21 protein-coding genes and 1 riboswitch are annotated in these 21,616 nt (G+C 66.2%); of the genes, 3 read left to right on the top strand and 18 right to left on the bottom strand.

Annotated features, from left to right (window positions below; translation table 11 throughout):
* Positions 1 to 43: 43 nt before the first annotated feature.
* Together ccmB and ccmA are read right to left on the bottom strand one after the other, a co-directional pair.
* Complete coding sequence (gene ccmB, locus HUK65_RS01665) at positions 44 to 700, bottom strand: heme exporter protein CcmB (protein WP_179904383.1); 657 nt, start codon at positions 698 to 700, stop codon at positions 44 to 46.
* Positions 697 to 1,323 (bottom strand): heme ABC exporter ATP-binding protein CcmA, encoded by a 627-nt coding sequence (gene ccmA / locus HUK65_RS01660; RefSeq protein ID WP_179904382.1) that lies wholly within the window; start codon positions 1,321 to 1,323, stop codon positions 697 to 699. Before ccmA ends, ccmB begins: the two co-directional genes overlap by 4 nt.
* A 119-nt stretch (positions 1,324 to 1,442) precedes the next feature.
* Positions 1,443 to 1,663: riboswitch (cobalamin riboswitch) on the top strand.
* Positions 1,664 to 1,766: 103 nt separating this feature from the next.
* On the opposite strand from ccmA, the gene HUK65_RS01655 reads away from it, so the two are divergent.
* Together HUK65_RS01655 and HUK65_RS01650 are read left to right on the top strand one after the other, a co-directional pair.
* Complete coding sequence (locus tag HUK65_RS01655; protein WP_179904381.1) at positions 1,767 to 2,093, top strand: hypothetical protein; 327 nt, start codon at positions 1,767 to 1,769, stop codon at positions 2,091 to 2,093.
* Between the two features lie 61 nt (positions 2,094 to 2,154).
* Positions 2,155 to 3,981 carry an ATP-binding cassette domain-containing protein gene (locus HUK65_RS01650; protein WP_179904380.1) on the top strand — a complete coding sequence of 609 codons (1,827 nt, stop codon included), beginning with the start codon at positions 2,155 to 2,157 and terminating at the stop codon, positions 3,979 to 3,981.
* A gap of 1 nt (position 3,982) precedes the next feature.
* Here the strand turns inward: HUK65_RS01650 and HUK65_RS01645 are convergent, their stop codons facing one another.
* From HUK65_RS01645 to iscR, 11 genes are all read right to left on the bottom strand, one after another.
* A complete protein-coding gene (locus HUK65_RS01645) occupies positions 3,983 to 4,525 on the bottom strand; it encodes a DUF2726 domain-containing protein (protein ID WP_179904379.1) in 543 nt (180 codons plus the stop codon).
* A gap of 1 nt (position 4,526) precedes the next feature.
* The gene (locus HUK65_RS01640) at positions 4,527 to 5,324 is read right to left on the bottom strand and encodes an aspartate dehydrogenase (RefSeq protein WP_179904378.1); all 798 of its coding nucleotides are present in this window, start codon (positions 5,322 to 5,324) and stop codon (positions 4,527 to 4,529) included.
* A 12-nt stretch (positions 5,325 to 5,336) separates the two neighbouring features.
* On the bottom strand, positions 5,337 to 6,557 hold the full coding sequence (locus HUK65_RS01635; protein ID WP_179904377.1) for a cysteine desulfurase: 1,221 nt from the start codon (positions 6,555 to 6,557) through the stop codon (positions 5,337 to 5,339).
* A complete protein-coding gene (locus HUK65_RS01630; RefSeq protein WP_179904376.1) occupies positions 6,550 to 7,137 on the bottom strand; it encodes a Yip1 family protein in 588 nt (195 codons plus the stop codon). The genes HUK65_RS01635 and HUK65_RS01630 overlap by 8 nt, the downstream gene beginning before the upstream one ends.
* A gap of 13 nt (positions 7,138 to 7,150) precedes the next feature.
* Entirely contained in the window at positions 7,151 to 7,642 is a 492-nt protein-coding gene (locus tag HUK65_RS01625; protein WP_179904375.1) for a YIP1 family protein, read from the bottom strand.
* Between the two features lie 132 nt (positions 7,643 to 7,774).
* Positions 7,775 to 9,079 carry a Fe-S cluster assembly protein SufD gene (gene sufD, locus HUK65_RS01620; protein ID WP_179904374.1) on the bottom strand — a complete coding sequence of 435 codons (1,305 nt, stop codon included), beginning with the start codon at positions 9,077 to 9,079 and terminating at the stop codon, positions 7,775 to 7,777.
* On the bottom strand, positions 9,079 to 9,834 hold the full coding sequence (gene sufC / locus HUK65_RS01615; RefSeq protein WP_179904373.1) for a Fe-S cluster assembly ATPase SufC: 756 nt from the start codon (positions 9,832 to 9,834) through the stop codon (positions 9,079 to 9,081). The genes sufD and sufC overlap by 1 nt, the downstream gene beginning before the upstream one ends.
* 59 nt (positions 9,835 to 9,893) lie before the next feature.
* Entirely contained in the window at positions 9,894 to 10,127 is a 234-nt protein-coding gene (locus tag HUK65_RS01610; RefSeq protein ID WP_179904372.1) for a hypothetical protein, read from the bottom strand.
* A gap of 5 nt (positions 10,128 to 10,132) precedes the next feature.
* Positions 10,133 to 11,653: a Fe-S cluster assembly protein SufB gene (gene sufB, locus HUK65_RS01605; protein ID WP_179904371.1), complete on the bottom strand. Its 1,521-nt coding sequence runs from the start codon at positions 11,651 to 11,653 to the stop codon at positions 10,133 to 10,135.
* Between the two features lie 41 nt (positions 11,654 to 11,694).
* Complete coding sequence (locus HUK65_RS01600; RefSeq protein ID WP_179904370.1) at positions 11,695 to 12,741, bottom strand: cysteine desulfurase family protein; 1,047 nt, start codon at positions 12,739 to 12,741, stop codon at positions 11,695 to 11,697.
* A 100-nt stretch (positions 12,742 to 12,841) separates the two neighbouring features.
* Positions 12,842 to 13,300, bottom strand: a complete 459-nt coding sequence (iscR, locus tag HUK65_RS01595; protein WP_179904369.1) for a Fe-S cluster assembly transcriptional regulator IscR — start codon at positions 13,298 to 13,300, stop codon at positions 12,842 to 12,844.
* 226 nt (positions 13,301 to 13,526) lie between these two features.
* Here iscR and HUK65_RS01590 point away from each other — a divergent pair, with 226 nt between their 5' ends.
* The gene (locus HUK65_RS01590; protein ID WP_179904368.1) at positions 13,527 to 14,186 is read left to right on the top strand and encodes an alpha/beta hydrolase; all 660 of its coding nucleotides are present in this window, start codon (positions 13,527 to 13,529) and stop codon (positions 14,184 to 14,186) included.
* 45 nt (positions 14,187 to 14,231) lie between these two features.
* Here HUK65_RS01590 and ntrX read toward each other — a convergent pair whose 3' ends face one another.
* The 5 genes from ntrX to dusB all read right to left on the bottom strand — a co-directional run bounded on the left by ntrX (position 14,232) and on the right by dusB (position 21,542).
* Entirely contained in the window at positions 14,232 to 15,626 is a 1,395-nt protein-coding gene (gene ntrX / locus HUK65_RS01585) for a nitrogen assimilation response regulator NtrX (protein ID WP_179904367.1), read from the bottom strand.
* Between the two features lies 1 nt (position 15,627).
* Positions 15,628 to 17,871 carry a sensor histidine kinase NtrY-like gene (locus HUK65_RS01580; RefSeq protein ID WP_179904366.1) on the bottom strand — a complete coding sequence of 748 codons (2,244 nt, stop codon included), beginning with the start codon at positions 17,869 to 17,871 and terminating at the stop codon, positions 15,628 to 15,630.
* A gap of 150 nt (positions 17,872 to 18,021) precedes the next feature.
* The gene (locus tag HUK65_RS01575) at positions 18,022 to 19,407 is read right to left on the bottom strand and encodes a response regulator (RefSeq protein WP_179904365.1); all 1,386 of its coding nucleotides are present in this window, start codon (positions 19,405 to 19,407) and stop codon (positions 18,022 to 18,024) included.
* Positions 19,408 to 19,410: 3 nt separating this feature from the next.
* Positions 19,411 to 20,529, bottom strand: a complete 1,119-nt coding sequence (locus HUK65_RS01570; RefSeq protein ID WP_179904364.1) for a two-component system sensor histidine kinase NtrB — start codon at positions 20,527 to 20,529, stop codon at positions 19,411 to 19,413.
* On the bottom strand, positions 20,526 to 21,542 hold the full coding sequence (gene dusB / locus HUK65_RS01565) for a tRNA dihydrouridine synthase DusB (RefSeq protein ID WP_268839215.1): 1,017 nt from the start codon (positions 21,540 to 21,542) through the stop codon (positions 20,526 to 20,528). Before dusB ends, HUK65_RS01570 begins: the two co-directional genes overlap by 4 nt.
* Between the last annotated feature and the right edge of the window lie 74 nt (positions 21,543 to 21,616).

The raw sequence follows: 21,616 nt of genomic DNA, 5'->3' as shown, positions 1-21,616 counted from the left end.
CCTATCGCCCTGTGTGTGGGGTCTCAACGAATTCCGGCATCGCTCACCGAAGGTTTATCCTGATCACCGCGGCCGAGGCAAAGGGCAGGATCGCCACCGAGCCCGCCGTGATCCCTGCCAGCAGGGCCAGCGCCGTCTGAATGGGCAGGCCCGCGGCGCCCCGGCTGACCAATTCGGCGCCAAAGACCAGCGTGGGGATGTAAAGCGGCAGCACCAGCAGCGACAGCAACAGACCGCCGCGCTTCAGCCCCACGGTCAGCGCCGCGCCAAAGGTGCCGATCACCGACAGCGCCGGTGTGCCCAGCAGCAGCGAGATCACCAGCCAGCCAAACGCCTCGGGCGGCAGGTTCAGCAGCACGCCCAGCACCGGCGCGGCCAGCACCAGCGGCAGGCCCGTTGTGATCCAATGCGCCATGGCCTTGATGGTCACCACGCCCTCCAGCGGGATCGGCGCCGTGGCCAGCAGGTCCAGCGAGCCGTCCTCCCAATCCAGCGCAAAGATGCGGTCCAGCGACAAGAGGCAGGCCAGCAGCGCCCCCACCCACAGCACGCCGGGCGCAATGGCCGCCAGCACGGCCGGTTCCGGCCCCACCCCCAACGGCACCAGCACCGCCAGGATCAGGAAGAACGCCAGCCCCAAGCCAAAGCCGCCGCCTGCACGGATCGCCAGACGCAGGTCGCGGATCAGCAGCGCGATCACAGGAAGGCCTCGTCAAAGCTGTCGCCCGTGCCGGGGGCACGCAGGCGGGCCTTGAATGGCGAGAGGTCCAGCACGCGCGCTTCGGAGATGCCCAGGTCGATATGGGTGGCCATCAGCGCCATGCCTCCCTCGGCCAGATGGTCGCGGACCACATCGGCAAACAGTGCGACCGAAGCGGCATCCAGCGACACCGTGGGCTCATCCAGCATCCAGACCGGGCGCCCTGTGACCAGAAGCCGCGCGAGCCCGAGCCGCCGCTTCTGCCCGGCCGAGAGATTCTGCGCGGCCCGGTCCGCAAGCTGGGTCAGGTTCATCCGCGCGATGGCGCCCGCCACATCGCCGCCACCATAGATCGCGGCCCAGAAGCGCAGGTTCTCGGCCACGCTCAGGGTGGATTTCAGCCCGTCGGCATGGGCGGCATAGGCCACGGCATCTGGCGGCAGGCTGATCTGCCCCGCCAGCGGTGGCTGCAACCCGGCCAGCGTGCGCAAGAGCGTGGTCTTGCCGCAGCCGTTCGGGCCGCGCAGCACCAGCGCCTGCCCGGGAACCAGCGACAGCGTCACCCCCTCAAGCAGGGGCACCCCGCCGCGCGCGCAGGAAAGATTGTCCACATGCAACACCATGCCCTCTCCGTTAGCGGGTTTTTGCGGGGGCCGAAAGATGGTGCCGCGCCCCGCGGCCAGCATGTCGCAGCAAAACACCTTGCCGGGCAATGGCGGTTGACAGCCCGGGTCTGGCGGACCATCAAGAGCCATGCGCTGGTGCCTGTCGCCAGACAGGTGAAAAGGGAATGTGAGAGGGGGCCCGCCCCCGAATCGCAGCCGCCCCCGCGACCGTGACCGGAGCGCGCGCCCAATGCCACTGGCACCCAACCGGGCCGGGAAGGCGGGCCGCTCCCCGAAAGGCCTCCGGGCCAGTTCGGGACTCTGCAAGCCGGGAGACCTGCCAGCCATGCCGGAAACCCAACAACCCGGGCGGGGTGCCCCGGGGAAAGGAGCGACATGACCAGACGCCTATTGCCCGGGGCAACCCGTGGCACGCCTGCCCTTACCCCCCAGAGGCAGCCATGACCGCCCGTGCCGCCGCCAAGGGAACGGCCAGCCGCAAACAGATGGTGATGACCGTGGGGCGCTGCCCCGCCGGGTGCAATGCCTGCCCCGCGGCGCATCTGTTTCTGGACAAGCTGGCGCAGGGCCATGATCACCTGCAGATCAGCCTTGCACCGGATTTCGCGCTATCAGGGCACATCAGCCTGGCGCCCTGCACCGCATTGCGCGATCTGGGCCTGCCCGAATGTGCGCTGAACTGGACCGTCGATGCCACCGGCGCGCGGCTGAGCCATCCGGGCGGGACCATCCTGCGGTCGGTGCCCATGGCCGGGGGTGTGTGCTGAACCGCCTGCCCAGGGCCACTTCGCTGTTTTCCCCGGCCGCGACCGGGGGTATAGCGCGGGCATGGCACAGGCACCGCTTCTTCAGCTTTCCGACATCACCCTTGGCTATGGTGATACCACCGTCTTTGACGCGCTGGATCTGGTGGTCCACAGCGGCGACCGGCTGGCGCTGGTGGGGCGCAATGGCTCGGGCAAATCCACCCTGATGAAGGTCATGGCCGGATTGGTTGAACCGGACCGGGGCGGGCGCGCGCTCTCACCCGGGGTCAGCGTGGGCTATATGGAACAGGACCCCGATTATGCGGGTTTTGCCACCTTGGGCGATTACGCCATGCAAGGGCTGGACCCGTCCGAACATTACCTGCTGGAAATCGCCGCCGAAGGGCTGGCCTTCGACCCGGCGCTTGAGCCGGGGCGGGCCTCGGGCGGGGAGCGGCGGCGCGCGGCGCTGGCCAAGTTGCTGGCCGAAGCCCCGGAGCTGATGCTGCTGGACGAGCCGACGAACCATCTGGACATCGCCGCCATCACCTGGCTGGAAGCACGGCTGCGCGAAACCCGCGCGGGGTTTGTGCTGATCAGCCATGACCGGGCCTTTCTGAACGCACTGGCGCGCGCCACGCTGTGGATCGATCGCGGGCAGGTGCGCCGCCGCGATGGCCCTTTCGACGGGTTCGAGGACTGGCGCGACACCGTCTGGGCCGCCGAGGACGAGGCCCGCCACAAGCTGGACCGCAAGATCAAGGCCGAAGGACGCTGGGCCGTCGAAGGCATCAGCGCCCGGCGCAAGCGCAACCAGGGCCGGCTGCGGGCGCTGGCCGCGCTGCGCAATGAACGCGCGGGCCAGATCAAGCGCCAGGGCACCGCCGCCATGGCGCTGGAGGCCGCGCCCCAGTCCGGCAAACTGGTGGCTGAACTTGAGGGCGTCTCCAAGGCCTATGACGGCCGGCCCATCCTGCGCGACCTGTCCATGCGCGTCATGCGCGGCGACCGGCTGGCGCTGATGGGACCGAACGGCGCGGGCAAGACCACCCTGCTGCGCCTGCTGTTGGGCCAGGAAGAGCCTGACAGCGGCACCATCCGGCGCGGCAGCAACCTGGAGGTTGCCCTGCTGGACCAGAGCCGCGCGCAACTGGACCCTCAGGCCAGCCTGTGGGAGAACCTGACCGGCGATCCGCTGATGGCGGTTTCTGGCCAGGCCGATCAGGTGATGGTGCGCGGCCAGCCCCGGCATGTGGTAGGCTACCTCAAAGATTTCCTGTTCGACGCCACCCAGGCCCGTGCGCCGGTCAAGTCGCTTTCGGGTGGCGAGCGCGCGCGCCTGCTGCTGGCGCGGATTATGGCGCGCCCGGCCAATCTGCTGGTGCTGGACGAACCCACCAACGATCTGGACATCGAAACGCTGGATCTGCTGCAGGACCTGCTGGGCGAGTTTCCGGGCACGGTGCTGCTGGTCAGCCATGACCGGGATTTCGTGGACCGCACGGCTTCGATGACGCTGGTCTTCGATGGCGCCGGGAACACCACGCTTTACGCCGGGGGCTGGAGTGATGCCGTGGCCCAGGGCGCGCGCTTTGGCCCCACCGCAGAAACACCGACCGGCGATGACCCCGCGCCGCGCCCGCAGGCCGCGCCCCCGGCCCCTGCACCGCGCCAGACCAAGATGAGCTTCAAGGACCAGCACCGGCTGAAAACCCTGCCTGATGAGATCGCCCGGATCGAGGCCGAGATCACCAAGCTGGAAGCCCTGCTGGCCGACCCGCAGCTATACGCCCGTGACCCGGACAAATTCGCCAAGGCATCCCAGGCGCTGGTCGCCCGCCAAACCGCCCTCGCCCAGGCCGAGGAAGACTGGCTGACCCTGGCCGAACAGGCCGAGGGTCAGGGCTGAGTCACCCCCGCAACGCGGTGACGCCGTCGCCCTCCATGGCGCCGCACCGCGCGGCGGCATCTGCCAGCAGCGCATCGACCTGCGCGGGGGTGGCCTTGGGCGCCAGTTCCACCAGCTCCACCCCGGCCGAGGCCAGCGCGCGCCGCTTCATCCGGTCCCCATGCGCCGCCCGCTTGGCGGATTTGCGCGAATAGCCATAATGCCCGCTGCCCTGGTATTCGATGACGCAAAGCGGATGAAACCCCGCATCGGTGATCAGAAAATCCGCCCGCCGCGCATTGATCGTCCAGAAGGCGCGCTTGTCCTTGCAGGACAGAAACTCGCCATAGGAGACCTGCGCAAACAGCCGCGCGCTTTTGCCGAACTGACGCGGCACGCTGCGCGAGAGCATGGCAAACACCCGCTGTTCGGCCTTGTTCAGCAGCGGGCGGGCCTCGAATCGCGGAGTTGTGAAGCGGTGGTAAAGGACCAGCAGCGCCACCAGCACCAGCAGCGCCAGAACCAGCGGCGCCAGCGGGCCGGCGACATCGGCCAGATCGCCCAAGTCAGATCACCCGCGCGCGCTGGCGGTTCATCACCTCACGCGCCAGGGCATAGACCGTGGCGACCGAGGTGCGCGGATTGCCCGGCGCGCCGCGCCCCTCGATCCGGATATCGAAGGCCCCCGCTCCGGCCCGGACCGACACCTCATGCGTGTTCAGCGTCACGCCGGGATCGGCCACCAGGGCAACCTCGGTCCGGTCGAACCCGGCCCCGGCCAGCGCCACGGTGGCGGCCACATTGGCGTTTTTCGGATAGTCGCGCGCGGCCTCGCGTGCGGTGCCGGTGAAGAAGGTTGCCAGCGCAGTGAGGTTGTGCAGATCCAGCACCGCTTCGGCCGGGCTTCCGGCCCAGGCGCGCGGCGGTTTGCGGCCCGTATAGCGCACCGTTTCAATCCCCGAAGGTGCCAGCGCCGCCAGCAGGTCAATCCCGCCCACGGCCCCGGCCGAGAGCACCAGCCGCCCCCCGCCCGCCTGCGCGGCCCGCTGCAATTCCGCCTCCAGCCCCGCATCCGCCAGCGCGCCGATGGAGGCGATTACACACTCCACCCCCGCGCCCAGCAGCCCTGGCACATGGTCGCGCACCGCACCATGCCCGGCGCATTCCACCACCAGATCCGGCCCTTCGGCCACCAGCGCCGCCACCGTATCGACCACCCGCGCCTGCGGTAGGGCATCACGCACCCGCGCCACCGACCCGGCGCGCGCCAGCAGCGTCAGCCGCGCGGGCGCCATCCCCTCACGCTCCAGAACCTCCTGCAGCATCTGCCCGATGGCGCCATATCCGATCAGGCCCAGATGCATCGGCAGCCCCCTTCAGGCGAACAATTCGTGGCACAGCTCCAGCGCATCGACCAGCGCGTCCACCTCGGCCCGGGTGTTGTACATGGCGAAGGAGGCGCGGCAGGTGGCCGACACCCCCATGTGATCCATCAGCGGCGCTGCGCAATGCTGTCCCGCGCGCACCGCAATGCCCTTCTTGTCCAGCACGGTGGAGATGTCATGCGCATGGGCCGCCCCTTCCAGCGTGAAGCTGAAGATCGCGCCCTTGCCCGGCGCATTCCCCTGCACATTCAGCCAGTTCAGCCCCGAGAGCCGCGCCTGCGCATAGTCCCGCAGATCGGCCTCATGGGCGGCAATGGCCTCCATGCCATGCGCCATCATGTAGTCCAGCGCCACCCCCAGACCGATCTGCTGGACGATCCCGGGGGTCCCGGCCTCGAACTTGTGCGGCGGGTCATTATAGGTGACGGTGTCGCGCGTAACCTCGCGGATCATGTCGCCGCCGCCGATGAAGGGGCGCATCTCGGCCTGCCGTTCGCGCGCGATCCAGATCGCCCCCGAGGCCGAGGGGCCATAAAGCTTGTGCCCGGTCACGGCGTAGAAATCACATCCGATCTGTGCCACATTCACCGGCATATGCACGGCGGCCTGCGACCCATCCACCAGCACCGGCACGCCCTTTTCACGCGCGCCTGCACAGATGGCCGCCACATCCACCACCGTGCCCAGCACATTGGACATATGGGTCACGGCGACCAGCTTCGTGCGCGGGCCGATGGCGTCGATCACCGCCTGCGGGTCCAGCACGCCATTGGCGTCCACATCCACCCATTTCAGCACCGCGCCCTGCCGCTCACGCAGGAAATGCCAGGGCACGATATTGGCGTGATGCTCCATGATGGACAGCACGATCTCATCCCCCGGCTCAAACCGCGGCATGGCCCAGCCATAGGCCACCAGATTGATGCCCTGCGTGGTCCCGGTGGTATAGATCACCTCATCCTCATGCGGGGCGCCCAGGAAGCGCGCAAGCGTGCCGCGCACGGCCTCATACTTGTCGGTCGCCAGGTTGGACAGATAGTGCAGACCACGGTGGACATTGGAATATTCCTCGGCATAGGCGCGGGTGACGGCGTCGATCACCACCTGCGGCTTCTGGGCCGAGGCACCATTGTCCAGATAGACCAGTGGCTTGCCGTTCACCTGCCGGTGCAGGATCGGAAAATCCCCGCGTATCCGTTCCACATCAAGCATCGACCATCCCCGGTCCCTGAATTCCCAGCAGCGCCAGCAGAAACGCCACCACAAACGCGATCGCCATGAAGGTGACAAGGATCATCCCGAACACCTTCCCCAGGCTTGTGAAGCCATGTAGCGCGGCCACGAAATTCGTCAGCACCCACAGAAACAACGTGATCGCGATGATCCCGATCATCCCCGACAGCGGCGGCACCAGCACCAGCGCGGCCACCTGGATCACCTGCAACACAACCATCATGAACTGCAGCCAGCTGACCAGCAGAACCGCATCCGGAAAGGACCCGCTGCCGCCGAACATCCGCCCCACCGCATGGGCCGCATAGACCACCATGAGCAGCGCACCGCCCTGCACAATCGCCGAGGCGCCAACACCCATCACGAAGGGCGCATCGCTCCCGGCCATCAAAAGCACGCTGGCCTGCCCCAGAAGCACGCTCAGCACCACCACCACCGCCAGCGCCAGCCAGCGGGCCTCCATCGGCGGGTTGATGGCGATCAGCTTGCGCGCCGCCTCCTGCGGGTTGGACAGGGTTTCGCGCAGCATCGCACGCAGGAAGGCAGCATTCAGTTCCATGGACGATTCCATCTCAGCCGGTTGTATCTGCAGCCAGTTCCCGCAGACCCTGGATGAGTATGTAGAGGAAAGCGCCAAGGACCACAAACCCCACCACGTTCGCCCCGGCAACCGGCCCGGCATAGCCCAGAAGCAGCCCATGGAACAGCATCAACGGAGAGATCGACAGCAGCGACCAGAACAGAACCGCCCGCGCCCCGTGCCAACTGCTGGGCTGCCGCAGCGCCCGCAGGACCAGATGCAACAGCGCTGCAATGCCAAAGAAAACCAACGGCGCCACGAACAACCACCCAAAAAGCGCTCCGGCCAACAGCGCCTGGAAAGGAACCTCGCCGCCGGCTTCGGCCTCGCGCATCAGACGCGGCCATTGCGCCACGAATAACAGCAGACAGCTGACCATCAGATACATCAACGCCCGGTCCTCGCGCCGCCCCTGCGCCAGAAGCCCGCGAAACACCCGCCGCGGACGGCGATAACTGGCCAGAATGTTCAGCGTTATTGACACTGCGCCCCTACCTGATCCGGTTCGCTTGCGCGCGACCTGCCGGCTTCATCTTGCCAAAAATACGCGCGGGGGAGCCGCCCCAACGGGGCGGCGGGGGCGGCAGCCCCGATCCCCCGCTTGCCCATGCGCGCCTCAGCCGGACCGACGCCGCAGCCAGGTCTCGATCCGCGGGCGCAGATCGTCGGCCAGGTCCGGATCCTCGATCTCGTCAAGCGCCTCGGCCAGAAAGGCGAGAACCAGCAGAAGTTTCGCCTGATCCTCGGGTATGCCGCGCGCGCGCAGATAGAACAGCGACACCGGATCAATCTCGCCCGAGGTCGACCCATGGCTGCACTTCACGTCATCGGCATAGATTTCCAGTTCGGGCTTGGCCAGGAATTGCGCGTTCTCATCCAGCAGCAATGCCTGGCTGATCTGATAGCCATCGGTCAATTGCGCGGGCTGCTTCACCAGGATCTTGCCCTGAAAAACCCCGACGGCGCCATGCCGCAGAACCTTCTTGAACACCTGGCGGCTTTCGCAATCCGGCGCGGCATGGGTGATGAACACGGTGTCATCATGGTGGAACGCGCCCTCGCCCACGGTTGCCCCGGCGATATGCGCCACACCGCCCTTGCCATTGAGCCAGATCACCGCCTCGTTGCGGACCATGGCGCCATTGGCGGTCAGGGTGAAGGACTTGAACACCGACCGTTCACCCATCCGCGCGAAGAGATGCGCCGCCGTGCGGCGCTCATGGTCGCGGCCCTGCGCGCGCACATGGTGCAATGTGGCGCCATCGGCCACATCCACCTCCATGACCTGGTTGAACCGTGCGCCCGCGGGGCCATGTTCCAGCACGGTCACCTCGGCCCCGGCTTCGACCTTGACCACATGATGCAGCAGCACATCCGCACCCGCATCGCGGCGCCGATAGATCAAGGAGATCTTGCGCGCGGCCTGGCCCGTGGCACGGATCAGCACACCTTCGGCGGCAAAAGCGGTGTTGAAGATTGCCAGGGGGCGCTCCACCGGGCTTTGACCGTCGGCTTCAAGCGCGCCGTAAAGATCGCGCGCCCAGTGCAGATCGGCCTTGGCGGCTTCGGACAGAAGCGCGATCTCCACGCCCTCCATCGCCAGATCGTCCGAAGCTTCCGGGTCAAACACCCCATCCACGAAAACGATCTTCAGCGGGTCCAGCGTGTCAAATACCTCTGACTCATCGCTGTCATCAAAAAGTGCGGCCGCAGGCGCCTCTGCCTGGACCAGCGAAGCCGGGTCCGTGTACTTCCAGTATTCGTCACGCCGCACGGGCAGCCCCATGGCAGACAGCCGTGCCTTTGCGTCCTCACGTGCGGTGGTGATCCATTTGCCGCCCGCAGGCAGCGCCAGCGGCGCAAGCCTGGCCTCGGCGGCTTCGCGCTTCTGGGCCAGAAGTTTCTGTCGCGGGAATACCATCAGACCGCCTCCAGAATATCGCCGTAGCCCTGCTCCTCGACCTCCATCGCCAGTTCAGGGCCGCCAGAGCGGATGATCCGGCCCTGGGACATGATGTGCACCACATCCGGTTTGATGTGATTCAGCAGGCGCTGGTAATGGGTGATGACCAGAAACGCGCGGCCTTCGTCCCGCAGCGCATTCACCCCGTCCGACACCAGCTTCATGGCGTCCACATCCAGCCCCGAGTCGGTCTCGTCCAGGACACACATCTTCGGCTCCAGCAGCGCCATCTGCAGGATTTCGTTGCGCTTCTTCTCACCGCCCGAAAAGCCGACATTGACCGGGCGCTTCAGCATCTCGGCGTCGATCTTGAGGTCCTTGGCCCTGGCGCGCACCAGCTTGAGGAAATCGCCTGCCGAAAGCTCCTCCTGGCCGCGGGCCTTGCGCTGCGCGTTCACCGCCGTGCGCATGAAGGTCATGTTGCCCACGCCGGGGATTTCCACCGGATATTGAAACGCCAGGAACAGGCCCGCCGCGGCCCGCTCCTCGGGTTCCATATCCAGCAAGTCCACACCGTCGAGCGTGGCCGAGCCTTCGGTGACCTCATACCCGTCACGCCCTGACAGCACATAGCCCAGCGTCGACTTGCCCGAGCCATTCGGCCCCATGATCGCGTGCACTTCGCCCGCCTTCACGTCCAGATCCACACCGTGGAGGATCTTGACCTCGGTGTCTTCTTCAAGTTCAGCGTGCAGATTCTTGATATTCAGCATTTTTCACATCCCCTCAGAGCCGCACAGCGGCCGTGTTCGTTCTCGAATTCCGTCTTGTCTCAGCGATTGATACGCATGTCGCGCCCGGCGATGGCCCAGCCCAGACCCAACTGGATAATGGCCCCGACAGCAACACCCCCCAGCACACCGGCCGGCGTGAACAGCGCCAGACCGATGATGATCGGCGCCGATACTGCCAGCGCCGCCAGCTTGCCGGTCATCAATGCCCGCGGGTCAGCGCGCATTCCGCGCTGCAGGTCACCCGGCAGATTTGCCAGCAGATCACGCAGCATCGCGATCACCCTACCGACCCTTCCAGGCTGATCGCCACCAGCGCCTGCGCTTCCATGGCAAACTCCATCGGCAGCGCCTGCAGCACCTCGCGGCAGAACCCGTTGACCACCAGCGCAACCGCCTCTTCCTCATCCATCCCGCGTGAGCGGCAATAGAACAGCTGATCGTCATCGACCTTCGAGGTCGTCGCCTCATGCTCCACACGGCTGGAGGCGTTCTTCACCTCGATGTAAGGCACCGTGTGCGCCCCGCAGCGGTCGCCGATCAGAAGGCTGTCGCACTGGGTATAGTTGCGCGAATTCAACGCCTTCGGATGCATGGTTACCAGCCCGCGATAGGTGTTCTGCGCAAATCCGGCACTGATCCCCTTCGACACGATCCGGCTTTTGGAGTTCTTGCCCAGATGGATCATCTTGGTGCCGGTATCGGCCTGCTGGTGGTTGTTGGTGATGGCGATCGAATAGAACTCACCCTGGGTATCATCCCCGCGCAGGATACAGGACGGGTATTTCCATGTCACCGCGCTACCGGTTTCCACCTGCGTCCACATCACCTTGGCGCGGTCCTCGCGGCAATCGGCGCGCTTGGTGACGAAATTGTAGATCCCGCCGCGGCCTTCCTCATCGCCCGGATACCAGTTCTGGACGGTGGAATACTTCACCTCGGCATCTTCCAGAACCACGATCTCCACCACCGCAGCATGCAGCTGATGGGTGTCACGCTTCGGCGCGGTGCAGCCCTCCAGGTAGCTGACATAGGCGCCTTTTTCGGCAATGATCAGCGTGCGTTCGAACTGGCCGGTGTTTTCGGCGTTGATGCGGAAATAGGTGGACAGCTCCATCGGGCAGCGCACCCCGGCGGGCACATAGACAAAGGACCCGTCCGAGAACACCGCCGAATTCAGAGCCGCGAAATAGTTGTCGCCCTGCGGCACCACCGAGCCCAGATACCGCTTCACCAGCTCCGGATGCTCGCGCACAGCCTCCGAGATCGAGCAGAAGATCACGCCCGCCTTGGCCAGTTCATCCTTGAACGTGGTGCCCAGGCTGACGCTGTCGAACACCGCATCCACAGCCACCTTGCGTTCATCGGCCACCTCGGCCCCCTCGACCCCGGCCAGAACCATCTGCTCGCGCAGCGGGATGCCCAGTTTCTCATAGGTTTCCAGCAGCTTGGGGTCCACCTCGTCCAGCGATTTGGGCTTTTCCACCATCGACTTGGGCTTGGCGTAGTAATATTGCTCCTGATAATCGATCGGGGGGATGTCCAGCATGGCCCAGTCCGGCGATTCCATGGTCAGCCAGCGCCGATACGCCTCCAGCCGCCACTCGGTCATCCACTCCGGCTCGTCATTCTTTTCCGAGATCAGCCGCACGATATCCTCGTTCAAGCCCTTGGGGGCGAACTCCATCTCGATATCGGTTTCCCAGCCATGCTTGTAGGTGCCCGACATCGAGCGCACGGTCTCCACCGTTTCGCGGTCGACGCCCTCACGTACTTCCGTGGCATTGTCCAAAGCAGCCATTTCGATCCCCATTCTCCGTTTCAGCGCCAGGCGCCGATCCTCTATGCAGCGCGCGCCCGAAAGCGCCGCTCCTGTTTGCCCCACGCCTCGGCGAAGCGCAGCACATCGTCCTGTGTGACCCCCGGCCCCAACGAAACCCGGATCGCCGAACCCGCCACATCGTCGGCATATCCCATGGCCCCCAGCACCGGGCTGGTCCGCACCTTCCCCGAGGAACAGGCCGAGCCCGCCGAAATGGCAAACCCCGCCAGGTCCATCGCCATCACCTGTGTCTCGGCCTTCCATCCCGGCGTGGCAAAGCACAGGGTGTTGGGCAAGCGCGGCCCTGAATTCCCGATAAAAATAGTCATCGGGCTATCAGCGTCCAGTGCTTTTTCTAGAATATTTCTAATTTCCGCCACACCATCCCAGACCCCGTTGTCCAGATCCCGCGCCGCCGCCGCCGCCGCCGCCCCGAAACCGGCAATGCCGATGACATTCTCGGTGCCCGCCCGGCGCCCCTGTTCCTGCCCGCCGCCGCGGATCTGCGCGCTCAGGTCAAGCCCCGGGCGCAGCACCAGCGCACCGATCCCCTTCGGCCCGCCCAACTTGTGCGCCGACACCAGGGCCGCCGCGCAGCCCAGCCAGTTGAACGCCAGCGGGATCTTGCCAAAGGCCTGCGTCAGGTCACTGACAGCCAGCCCCTCGGGCAATGCGGACTGCACAACCCCGGTCTCCGAATTGGCCAATTGCAACGTCGCCCGCCCGGGGTCAGGCACCGTCACCTGCCCCCCGGCACCCACCGCCAGCACCGGATCGATCCAGCACCGCACCGCATCATGTTCCAGTGGCGCGCCAACCAACCCGCGCCCCGCCAGAGCCAGCGCCGCCGCTTCGGTCGCGCCCGAGGTGAACACGATATCCGCCCCATCCGCCCCCAGCGCCGCCGCCACCTGTGCCCGCGCCCGCTCGATGATCCCGCGCGCCGCGCGCCCTTCGGCATGGACCGAAGACGGATTCCCCACGACATCCATGGCCGCCAGCATTGCCGCGCGCGCTTCAACGCGCAGCGGTGCCGTGGCATTCCAGTCCAGATAGACCCGTCCCATCAGTCCCCTATCCCGGATCGCAACTTCATCCTTGCCAAAATATCCCGGGGGAGTCCCCGCAACGCGGGGACGGGGGCAGCGCCCCCCCGGCGCCGTCCGCTCAATCGTCCACCAGTTCGAACAGGGTCGGAACCGCCGGGCATGGCGTCAATGCGTTCTGCGCCACATCCGACAGTCGCGTCTGGTGCAGGAACACATAGACATGCGCCGACAGGCTCTCCCACAACCGGTTCGACAGCGACTGCGCCCGCGATCCGGACACCGCGCCGCGCGCTCCGGCCCCCGATTCCAGGGCGCTGACAGTCTCATCCACTGCCTCCAGGATATCGAAGACCCGCACGGTATCGGCGGGCCGCGCCAGCCGATACCCACCGCCCGGTCCGCGCACCGAGTCGACCAACCCGGCGCGGCGCAGCTTCACGAAGAGTTGCTCCAGATAGGCCAGCGACACATTCTGCCGCCGCGCAATTTCATTGAGCGAGACCAGTTCCCCTTCGGGCGCCAGCGCCAGATCAACCAGCGCGATCATCGCATACCGCCCCTTGGTCGAAAGCTTCATCTTGCGTCCTCCGCCGCCAGACCACTGGCCAAACCACGCTGAACCGGGCACAGGTCCCGGGGCTGCCTGCAAAGACATTGACGCGCGCCCCGCAGCAGCTTAACTGCGGAAAGCCCGACAGAGGGCGACCCGAGTTTAGAAGTATTCTAAATCCCATTGCGGATATGCGTCAAGCCCAGGCCGCCGTCTCACCCGACCCGAAGCGCAGAAAAAGGCTCCCCGCGTCATGCCAGAAGTCATCTTCCCAGGTCCCGAAGGCAGGCTGGAAGGCCGCTACCACCCGCAGGAAAAGCGCGATGCGCCGTTGGCGATCGTGTTGCATCCCCACCCGCAGTTCGGCGGGACGATGAACAACAAGATCGTCTACAACCTGCATTACGCCTTCTACGAGATGGGGTTTTCGGTGTTGCGGTTCAATTTCCGCGGCGTCGGGCGCAGCCAGGGCGAATTCGACCAGGGCGTGGGCGAGCTGTCAGACGCCGCCGCGGCGCTGGACTATCTGCAGGCCATAAACCAGAACAGCCGCCACTGCTGGGTTGCGGGCTTCAGCTTCGGCGCCTGGATCGGCATGCAACTACTGATGCGCCGCCCCGACATCACCGGGTTCGTGTCGGTTTCCCCCCCGGCGAACATGTATGATTTCAGCTTTCTGGCGCCCTGCCCGGCGTCGGGGCTGATCATCAACGGCACCGCCGACCGGATCGCCCCGCCGCGTGATACTGAATCCCTGGTGGCCAAGCTGCATGAACAGCGTGGAATCACCATCACCCATACGCAGATCGAAGGCGCGGACCATTTCTTCCGGGATGAGGAAAGCCACATGAAACCCATGCTGGGCCATGTGACCGACTATGTGACCAAACGCCTGACCGAGGTCACGCGCTGAGCCCGCGCATGCGGCCAGGCCCATGCCTGGCCGCCCTGCCCTGATCTAGCCGTCCTGGCGAACCGCGCGGACACTGGACAGGCTGGCGGTATTCACCCCCAGCGATTTCAGCTTGCGGTGCAGCGCGGAGCGCTCCATCCCCACAAAGCTGGCGGTGCGACTGATATTGCCGCTGAAACGGTTGATCTGGGCCAGCAGGTATTCGCGCTCGAACATCTCGCGCGCCTCGCGCAGCGGCAGGGTCGCCATGGTGCCGGACAGGGTCAGCCCCTCGCTGCGTCCGCTCTGGGCGGAATCGGACTGGAAATCGGCGGGGTCGATCGGGCCGTTGCCGTCCCCCAGGATCAGCGCGCGTTCGATCATGTTGCGCAACTGGCGGACGTTCCCGGGCCAGGACATGGTCTGCAGATGCGCCTCGGCCACGTCCGAGAGCTTGCGCAGCGGCAGGCCCTGGCTGCGGTGGAACAATTCGATGAAATGCTGCGCCAGCAGGGGAATGTCATCGCGCCGCTCGTTCAGCGGCGGCACTTCGATGGGCACCACATTCAGCCGGTCATACAGTTCCTGCCGGAAGCGGCCATCGGCGATATCGGCGCGCAGATCGCGCGTGGTGGCCGAGATCACCCGCAGGTCCACCCGCACCTTGTCCGCGCCGCCAACCCGGGTGAACTGCTGTTCCACCAGCACGCGCAGGATCTTGGACTGGGTCCCGGTGGGCATGTCGCCGACCTCGTCCAGATAGACCACGCCGCCATGCGCCTGTTCCAGCAACCCGGGCTCTACCCCGCGGTCCGGGCTTTCCCGGCCGAACAGCACCTCTTCCATGCGGTCGGGCTCGATACTGGCGGAACTGACGGACACAAACGGCGCCGAGGCCCGGTTGGAATGGGCATGGATGTAGCGCGCGGCAACTTCCTTGCCGCAGCCCGCAGGCCCGGTCAGCATCACCCGCCCGTTCGACCGCGTGACCTTGTCCAGCTGCCCCTTCAGCACCTTGAACGCATGCGATTCGCCCACCATCTCGGCGCTGGTGACATCGCGCCGCCGCAGTTCCTGATTTTCGCGCCGCAGCTTCGAGGTTTCCATCGCGCGCTTGATGACCACCAGCAACTGGTCAATGTTGAACGGCTTTTCGATGAAGTCATAGGCGCCCTGCTTGATCGCCGCCACGGCGATTTCCACGTTCCCGTGCCCGGAGATGATGACCACCGGAATATCCGGGTTGCCGCGCTTTACCGCCATCAGGATATCGATCCCGTCCATCCGGCTGTCCTTCAGCCAGATATCGAGGATCAGCAGCGCCGGAGGTTTGGCGTTGACCTCGGCCATGGCGTCATCCGAATTGGCCGCCAGCCGCGTCGCATAGCCTTCATCGATCAGGATTTCCGAGATCAACTCGCGGATGTCGCGCTCATCATCGACAATCAGGATGTCATCCATATCAAACCTCGTTTCGTGCTGCTTCAAATCTGGTCTTGCTGCCGGTCAGGTGCGGCAGAATGATCTCGGCCGTTGCGCCACGATGCGTGCCGCCGTCGAACACCGGCGCGTCATGCAGGGCAAAGCTGCCGCCATGTTCCTCGATGATCTTCTTGACGATGGGCAGACCCAGCCCGGTGCCGCTGTCGCGCGTGGTCACATAGGGTTCGAACAGCCGCGCGCGGTCTTCGGGCAGGCCGATACCGTTCTCGGCCACGGTAACGCGGATGCCATCCGGCTGATCCTCCAGGGCGATGCGGATCTGTGGGGCGTAGCCCTCTGGTGCGCCATTTTCAACCAGTGTATCAATGGCCTCCGATGCGTTCTTGATGACGTTTGTGAAGGCCTGAGAGAGCATGGTCGCGTCCACCTCCAGCACGATCGGATCGGCGGGAAGCGTCACCGCGAAATCGATATCCGGGCGGGCATTTTCTTGCAGAAACGCGGCATCGCGCAGGATGGCCACCAGGTCATGGGGGCGCCGGTCAGGTTCCGGCATCCGCGCAAAGCGCGAGAATTCATCCACGATCCGCCGCAGATCCCCGGTCTGGCGCACGATCACCCCGGTCAGCTGCTCCAGCGATCCGGCGTCATCATCGTCCAGCTTGCGACGGAACTTGCGCGCAATGCGTTCCGCGGACAGCTGGATGGGTGTCAGGGGGTTCTTGATCTCATGGGCAATGCGGCGCGCCACATCGCCCCAGGCGGCCATCCGCTGGGCGCTGACCAGATCGGTCACATCGTCAAAGGCGATCACATAACCGTCCGGATGCGCATCAAGCCCTTCGCGCACGGCAATGCGCACCAGCAGCGTTTCCAGTCGCCCGCCGCGGGACAGGCGCAGCTCCTCCTGCACGCGGCCCTGGGGGGCGGGGCCTTCACGCAGCCGGGTGAACAGGGGCTCGAACTCCGGCACGGCCTGGGCCAGCGGCATGGACAGGACCGCCGTGCCGTCACAGACCAGCAGCCGTTCCGCCGCGCGGTTGATGAAGGCCACGCGCCCTTCACTGTCCAGCCCCATCACCCCGGCGGTCACCGAACCCAGCACCGAATCAAAGAGCCGCCGACGGGCCTCGATCTGGCGGGTGTTTTCCAGCAATGCGTCGCGCTGGCCCTTCAGCTGGCGGGTCATCTGGTTGAACACCCGCCCCATGGTGGCGATCTCGTCATCCTCGCGCTGCTCATGGACCTGGATGTCCAGATTGCCCCGGCCCACGGCCTCGGCCGCCGCCGCAAGGCGCCCCACGGGGCGGGCCAGGCGTTCGGCAAACCACAAGCCCAGCCAGACGGCGGCCAGGATCAGGATCAGCGCAAAGCCCAGATACAGCAGGCCAAATTCGAACAGCAGCCGCCCGCGTTCGCGCTCAAGCTGCTGATAGAGGCGCACCGTCTCACGGGTTTCGTCCAGCAGGCTGAGGATATCGCCATCCACCTCGCGCGAGATATAGAGGTAGCGATCCACCAGCGTGTCCAGATGCACCAGCGCGCGGAATTCGCTGTTGGGCCAGTCACGGAACACCACCACGCCGCGATGCGCGGCCTCGAAATCCTCGGGCGCGGGGGGGGTGTAGTCGAACAGGAAGGACCGGTCACCGCGCGCGCGGATCTCGCCCGCGCTGTCGATGACAAAGGCCACCCGCAGCCCGCGCTGGACCTGCAACTGCCCCTGGGCCAGCAATTGGCGCAACTGCCCGTCATCCATGACCAGAAACGCCCGCTGCGCGCGGTTGATATAGGCAGCCAGCGCCGTGGTATCTTCGATCAGGTCGCTTTCCTGTTCGGCCTGATAGGCTTCGGCAGCGGCCAGCGAATTGCCCACAACCTGTCGGACCCGGTCGGAAAACCAGCCCTCCAGCCCCACGTTGATGGTCACGCTGGCAAAGACCGCGACCGAGATCGTGGGCACCAGCGCCATGGCCGCAAACAACCCCGAAAGCCGCAGGTGCAGCCGCGAGCCGGCGGATTTCGACCGCCGATCGGCGATGATCCGCGCCACCCGGGCCGCCACAAGTGTTGCCACGATCAGGATATAGACCAGATCCGCCAGCAGGATCAGCCGCAACAGCGGCGAGGTGGTCATCTCGCTCATCGGGCCCAGCGCCAGCAGGGTCAGCAGCACCAGCACCGGCGCCAGAGACACCAGCACAATGGTCACACCTGTCATGAAGCGGCGCCGATGGCGCAAAGCCACAGCCCGTTCCCACATCCTGCGTTGCGCGACCGCGACCACCGCCTGCCCCCGCTTGCAGCGCCTGCACCCATCGGGGCCGCGCCAGACTTACCACCTGTCGCGTGGTCTTTTCCGGGTCCGGGACTGAATCTCCGGTGCCACTGCGCCACGCCTTGTGTTGCGGTTTTACATCAATTTGCGGCGCCGTGTCACGCGAATATCCAGATCCAGGATCTTCTTGCGCAGGGTATTGCGGTTGATTCCCAGCAAATCGGCACAGCGCGCCTGATTTCCCGCCGTGGCATCCAGCGCGATCTCGATCAGCGGGCCTTCGACCTCACGCAGGATACGGGCATAAAGGCCCGCGGGCGGCAATTCGCCCCCATGCAGGTCGAAATACCGGCGCAGATGGGCCGCGACCGATTCCGACAGCTTCTCACCCCCGCCGCCGGGGCGCAGGGGTTCCATGGCAGGCTGGTTGCGCAGCACCTGCTCCATCTCGGCGCGCGAGATCACGGGTTCCTGCCCGGTCAGCACCAGCCGGCGCATGGCGTTTTCCAGTTGTCGCAGATTGCCCGGCCAGGAATAGGCGCGCACCAGTTCCAGCGCGTCCTCGGACAGGGCCCGCCCCGGCGCACCGCCGCTGCTGGCGGCACGGGCCAGGAAGTGATCGGCCAGAAGCGGCAGGTCGTCGATGCGTTCGCGCAGCGCGGGCACGGCGATGGTCACGCCGCTGATGCGGTAATACAGGTCCTCGCGCAGGGCACCATTGGCCAGCAGCGTGGACAGATCCGCCTGCGATGTGGCCAGCACGCGCGGCCCGCTGTCTGACGAAAGCGTGTCCAGCAAACGCACCACCCGCGTCTGGGTGTCGGCATCGTAATCGCCCAGTTCGTCGAACACCAGTGTCCCGCCACGGGCCCGCGCCAGCACCCCGGACGCATGATCGGCCGAATTCAGGTCCTCGGACGTGGCCACCACAAAGGGCAAGGCGCGCCGGTCCGACAGGTCATGCAGGGTCCGTGCGATCAGCGATTTGCCGGTCCCGGATTCGCCCGAGATCAGCACCGGCATGTCCGAATTCATCACCCGTGCGATCAACCGATAAAGCGTCTGCATCGCCGGGGTGCGCCCGACCAGCGGCAGGTCCGTGTCGATGGTATCGCCCCGCGGAGAGGGTCCGGGCGCGGGCGCACGGGGCGCGGGACGGCGGCTTTGCATCGCGCGGCCGGCGCGTTTCATCAGGTCCGGCAGATCAAAGGGCTTGGGCAGGTAATCCCAGGCATCGGCCTCGGTCGCCTGGATGGCGGTCATGATGGTGTTCTGCGCGGAAATGACGATCACCGGCAGGCCGGGGCGCTCCTTGCTGATCTTTGGGATCATCTCGATCCCGTTGCCATCAGGCATCATCACATCGGTGATGACCAGATCGCCGCGCCCTTCCTCGACCCAGCGCATCAGCGTGGTCAGGCTGGAGGTCGCATGGACCTTGCAGCCTGCGCGCGTCAGCGCCTGCGTCAGCACGGTGCGGATCGTGCGGTCGTCATCGGCTACCAGAACTGTTCCGTCCATCGGTTACTCCTTGCTATCCGCGTCGCCGCCGGAACCGGCACCCTCATCGCGCGGGGCCAGCGGCAGCGACACCCGGAACACCGTGCGGCCCGGCGCGCTGTCAACGGCGATCCAGCCGCCATGGTCGGCAATGATCTTCGATACCAGTGCCAACCCCAGGCCGGTGCCGTTCTCACGGCCCGAGACAAAGGGGTCGAACACATCCGCGGCAATCTCGGGCGGCAGCCCTGGGCCGTCATCGATGATATCCACATGCAGCGGCAGCGCGCGGTCCTGCCCGTCCTGCCCGCGCACCCGCAGGGAATGCTCGAAATAGCTCCGCAGCCGGATGGTGCCGCCATCGGGCTGGGCCTCGGCGGCGTTGCGCAGCAGGTTGAGGAACACCTGCAACAACTGGTCCGGATCCCCCCATACGGCGGGCAGTGACGGGTCGTAGGCTTCGGTTACCGACATATGCGCGGCAAAGCCCAACCGGGCTGACCGGCGCGCACGTTCCAGTACGTCATGGATATTCACCGCCCGGCGCTTGGGCGGGCGCTGATCGCCGAATTCCTCGAACTGCTGCAACAGCGACAGGATGCGGCGGGTTTCCTCGACGATCAGATCCGTCAGTTCCAGATCACCGTTGCGCAGGTTCATGGACAGAAGCTGCGCCGCGCCGCTGATCCCCGCCAGGGGGTTCTTGATCTCATGGGCCAGCATCGCCGCCATCCCCGAGGCCGATTTTACCGCCGCCTTGGCCGCCCCGGCCTGGTTCAGCCGCCCGGCGATTTCGCGCGGGGACATCAGCATCAGCACGATTTCCGGTGTGTCACCCAGGGGGGCAAGCTGCAGATTGCAGGTCACCGGCGCGCGGCTGCCGGTGCCGACCTCCACATCATTGATGAACAGCGCCGACCGGTTGCGCCGGGTGCGGGTCAGCGCCTCTTCCATGGGGGCGTCGATCATGATCCGCTCGAACAGGGCCTTGCCCCGAAGCGACCGGGCCGAGGCCGAGAGGAACTGCTCGCAGGTCGGATTGCAATCGAGGATCAGCTCGGCCTCGCCGGCCGCATCCAGACCGATCAGCATCGCGGGCACGGGCAGCGCAGACCAGATGACCCCTGTGGCGGGCGTGTTCATGCGGCCACCACCGTGGGTTCAGGGGACAGCGCATCCGGCAGCAGGCGCAGCACCTGTGCCGGGTCGGTGGCGGTCTGCAGCGCGCGCCGCAGTGCGGGCGTGCCCCCTGCGGCATCGGCGTACCAGCCCAGATGCTTGCGCGCCACGCGCAGGCCCAGGTCCCGGCCATAAAACCCCAGCATGTCCTGATAATGCGCGGCAACCAGATCCACCAGCGCAGCGCCTTCGGGCGCCCTGGGCAAGGGCAGACCCTGCAGCGCCGCGGCCACCTGCGCGGGCAGCCAGGGCCGCCCCTGCGCGCCGCGCCCGATCATCACCCCCGCCGCCCCCGAGGCCAGCAGCGCCGCCCGCGCATCCGCCGCCGACCGGATATCGCCATTTGCCAGCACCGGCACCGGAACGGCGTGCACCACGTCGGCAATGGCCGCCCAATCCGCAGCGCCCTTGTAGAACTGGCAGCGGGTGCGGCCGTGGATGGTGACCATGGCCACCCCGGCGCCCACGGCCCTGCGCGCCAGATCGGGGGCGTTCCGGCAGGCATCATCCCAGCCCAGCCGGGTTTTCAGCGTCACCGGCACATCCACCGCGCCCACCACGGCCTCGATCAGCCGCAGCGCGTGGTCCGGCTCGCGCATCAGGGCCGAGCCCGAGGCCCCGCCCACGACCTTTTTCGCCGGACAGCCCATGTTGATGTCGATGATCTCGGCCCCGCCATCGGCGGCGATGCGGGCGGCCTCGGCCATCCAGTAGGCCTCGCGGCCCGCCAGCTGCACGGCGGTGCGCGCGTCCCCCAGGCCCAGCTCCGCCCGGGCGCGCGCCCGGACCGAGGGCTTCTCCTGTGCCATTTCCTGGCTGGCCACCATTTCCGACACCACGAGCCCCGCACCAAACCGCGCGACCACCCGGCGAAACGGCAGGTCGGTGATCCCCGCCATGGGCGCCAGCACCACCGGAGGGGTAATCCGGGCGACCCTGTCGGGGCAATTGGCGGCGGTCAATGTGAGGGTCTGCAACTGTGTCACCTGTCCTGCGGCTATCTTTGGTGGGCATTTCTGACTGTATCTAAGCACCCTGCGGGCAAGCTGCA

Source organism: Rhabdonatronobacter sediminivivens (assembly GCF_013415485.1).
Taxonomy (GTDB): Bacteria; Pseudomonadota; Alphaproteobacteria; order Rhodobacterales; family Rhodobacteraceae; genus Rhabdonatronobacter; species Rhabdonatronobacter sediminivivens.
This window is presented reverse-complemented; position numbering and strand designations above follow the sequence as displayed.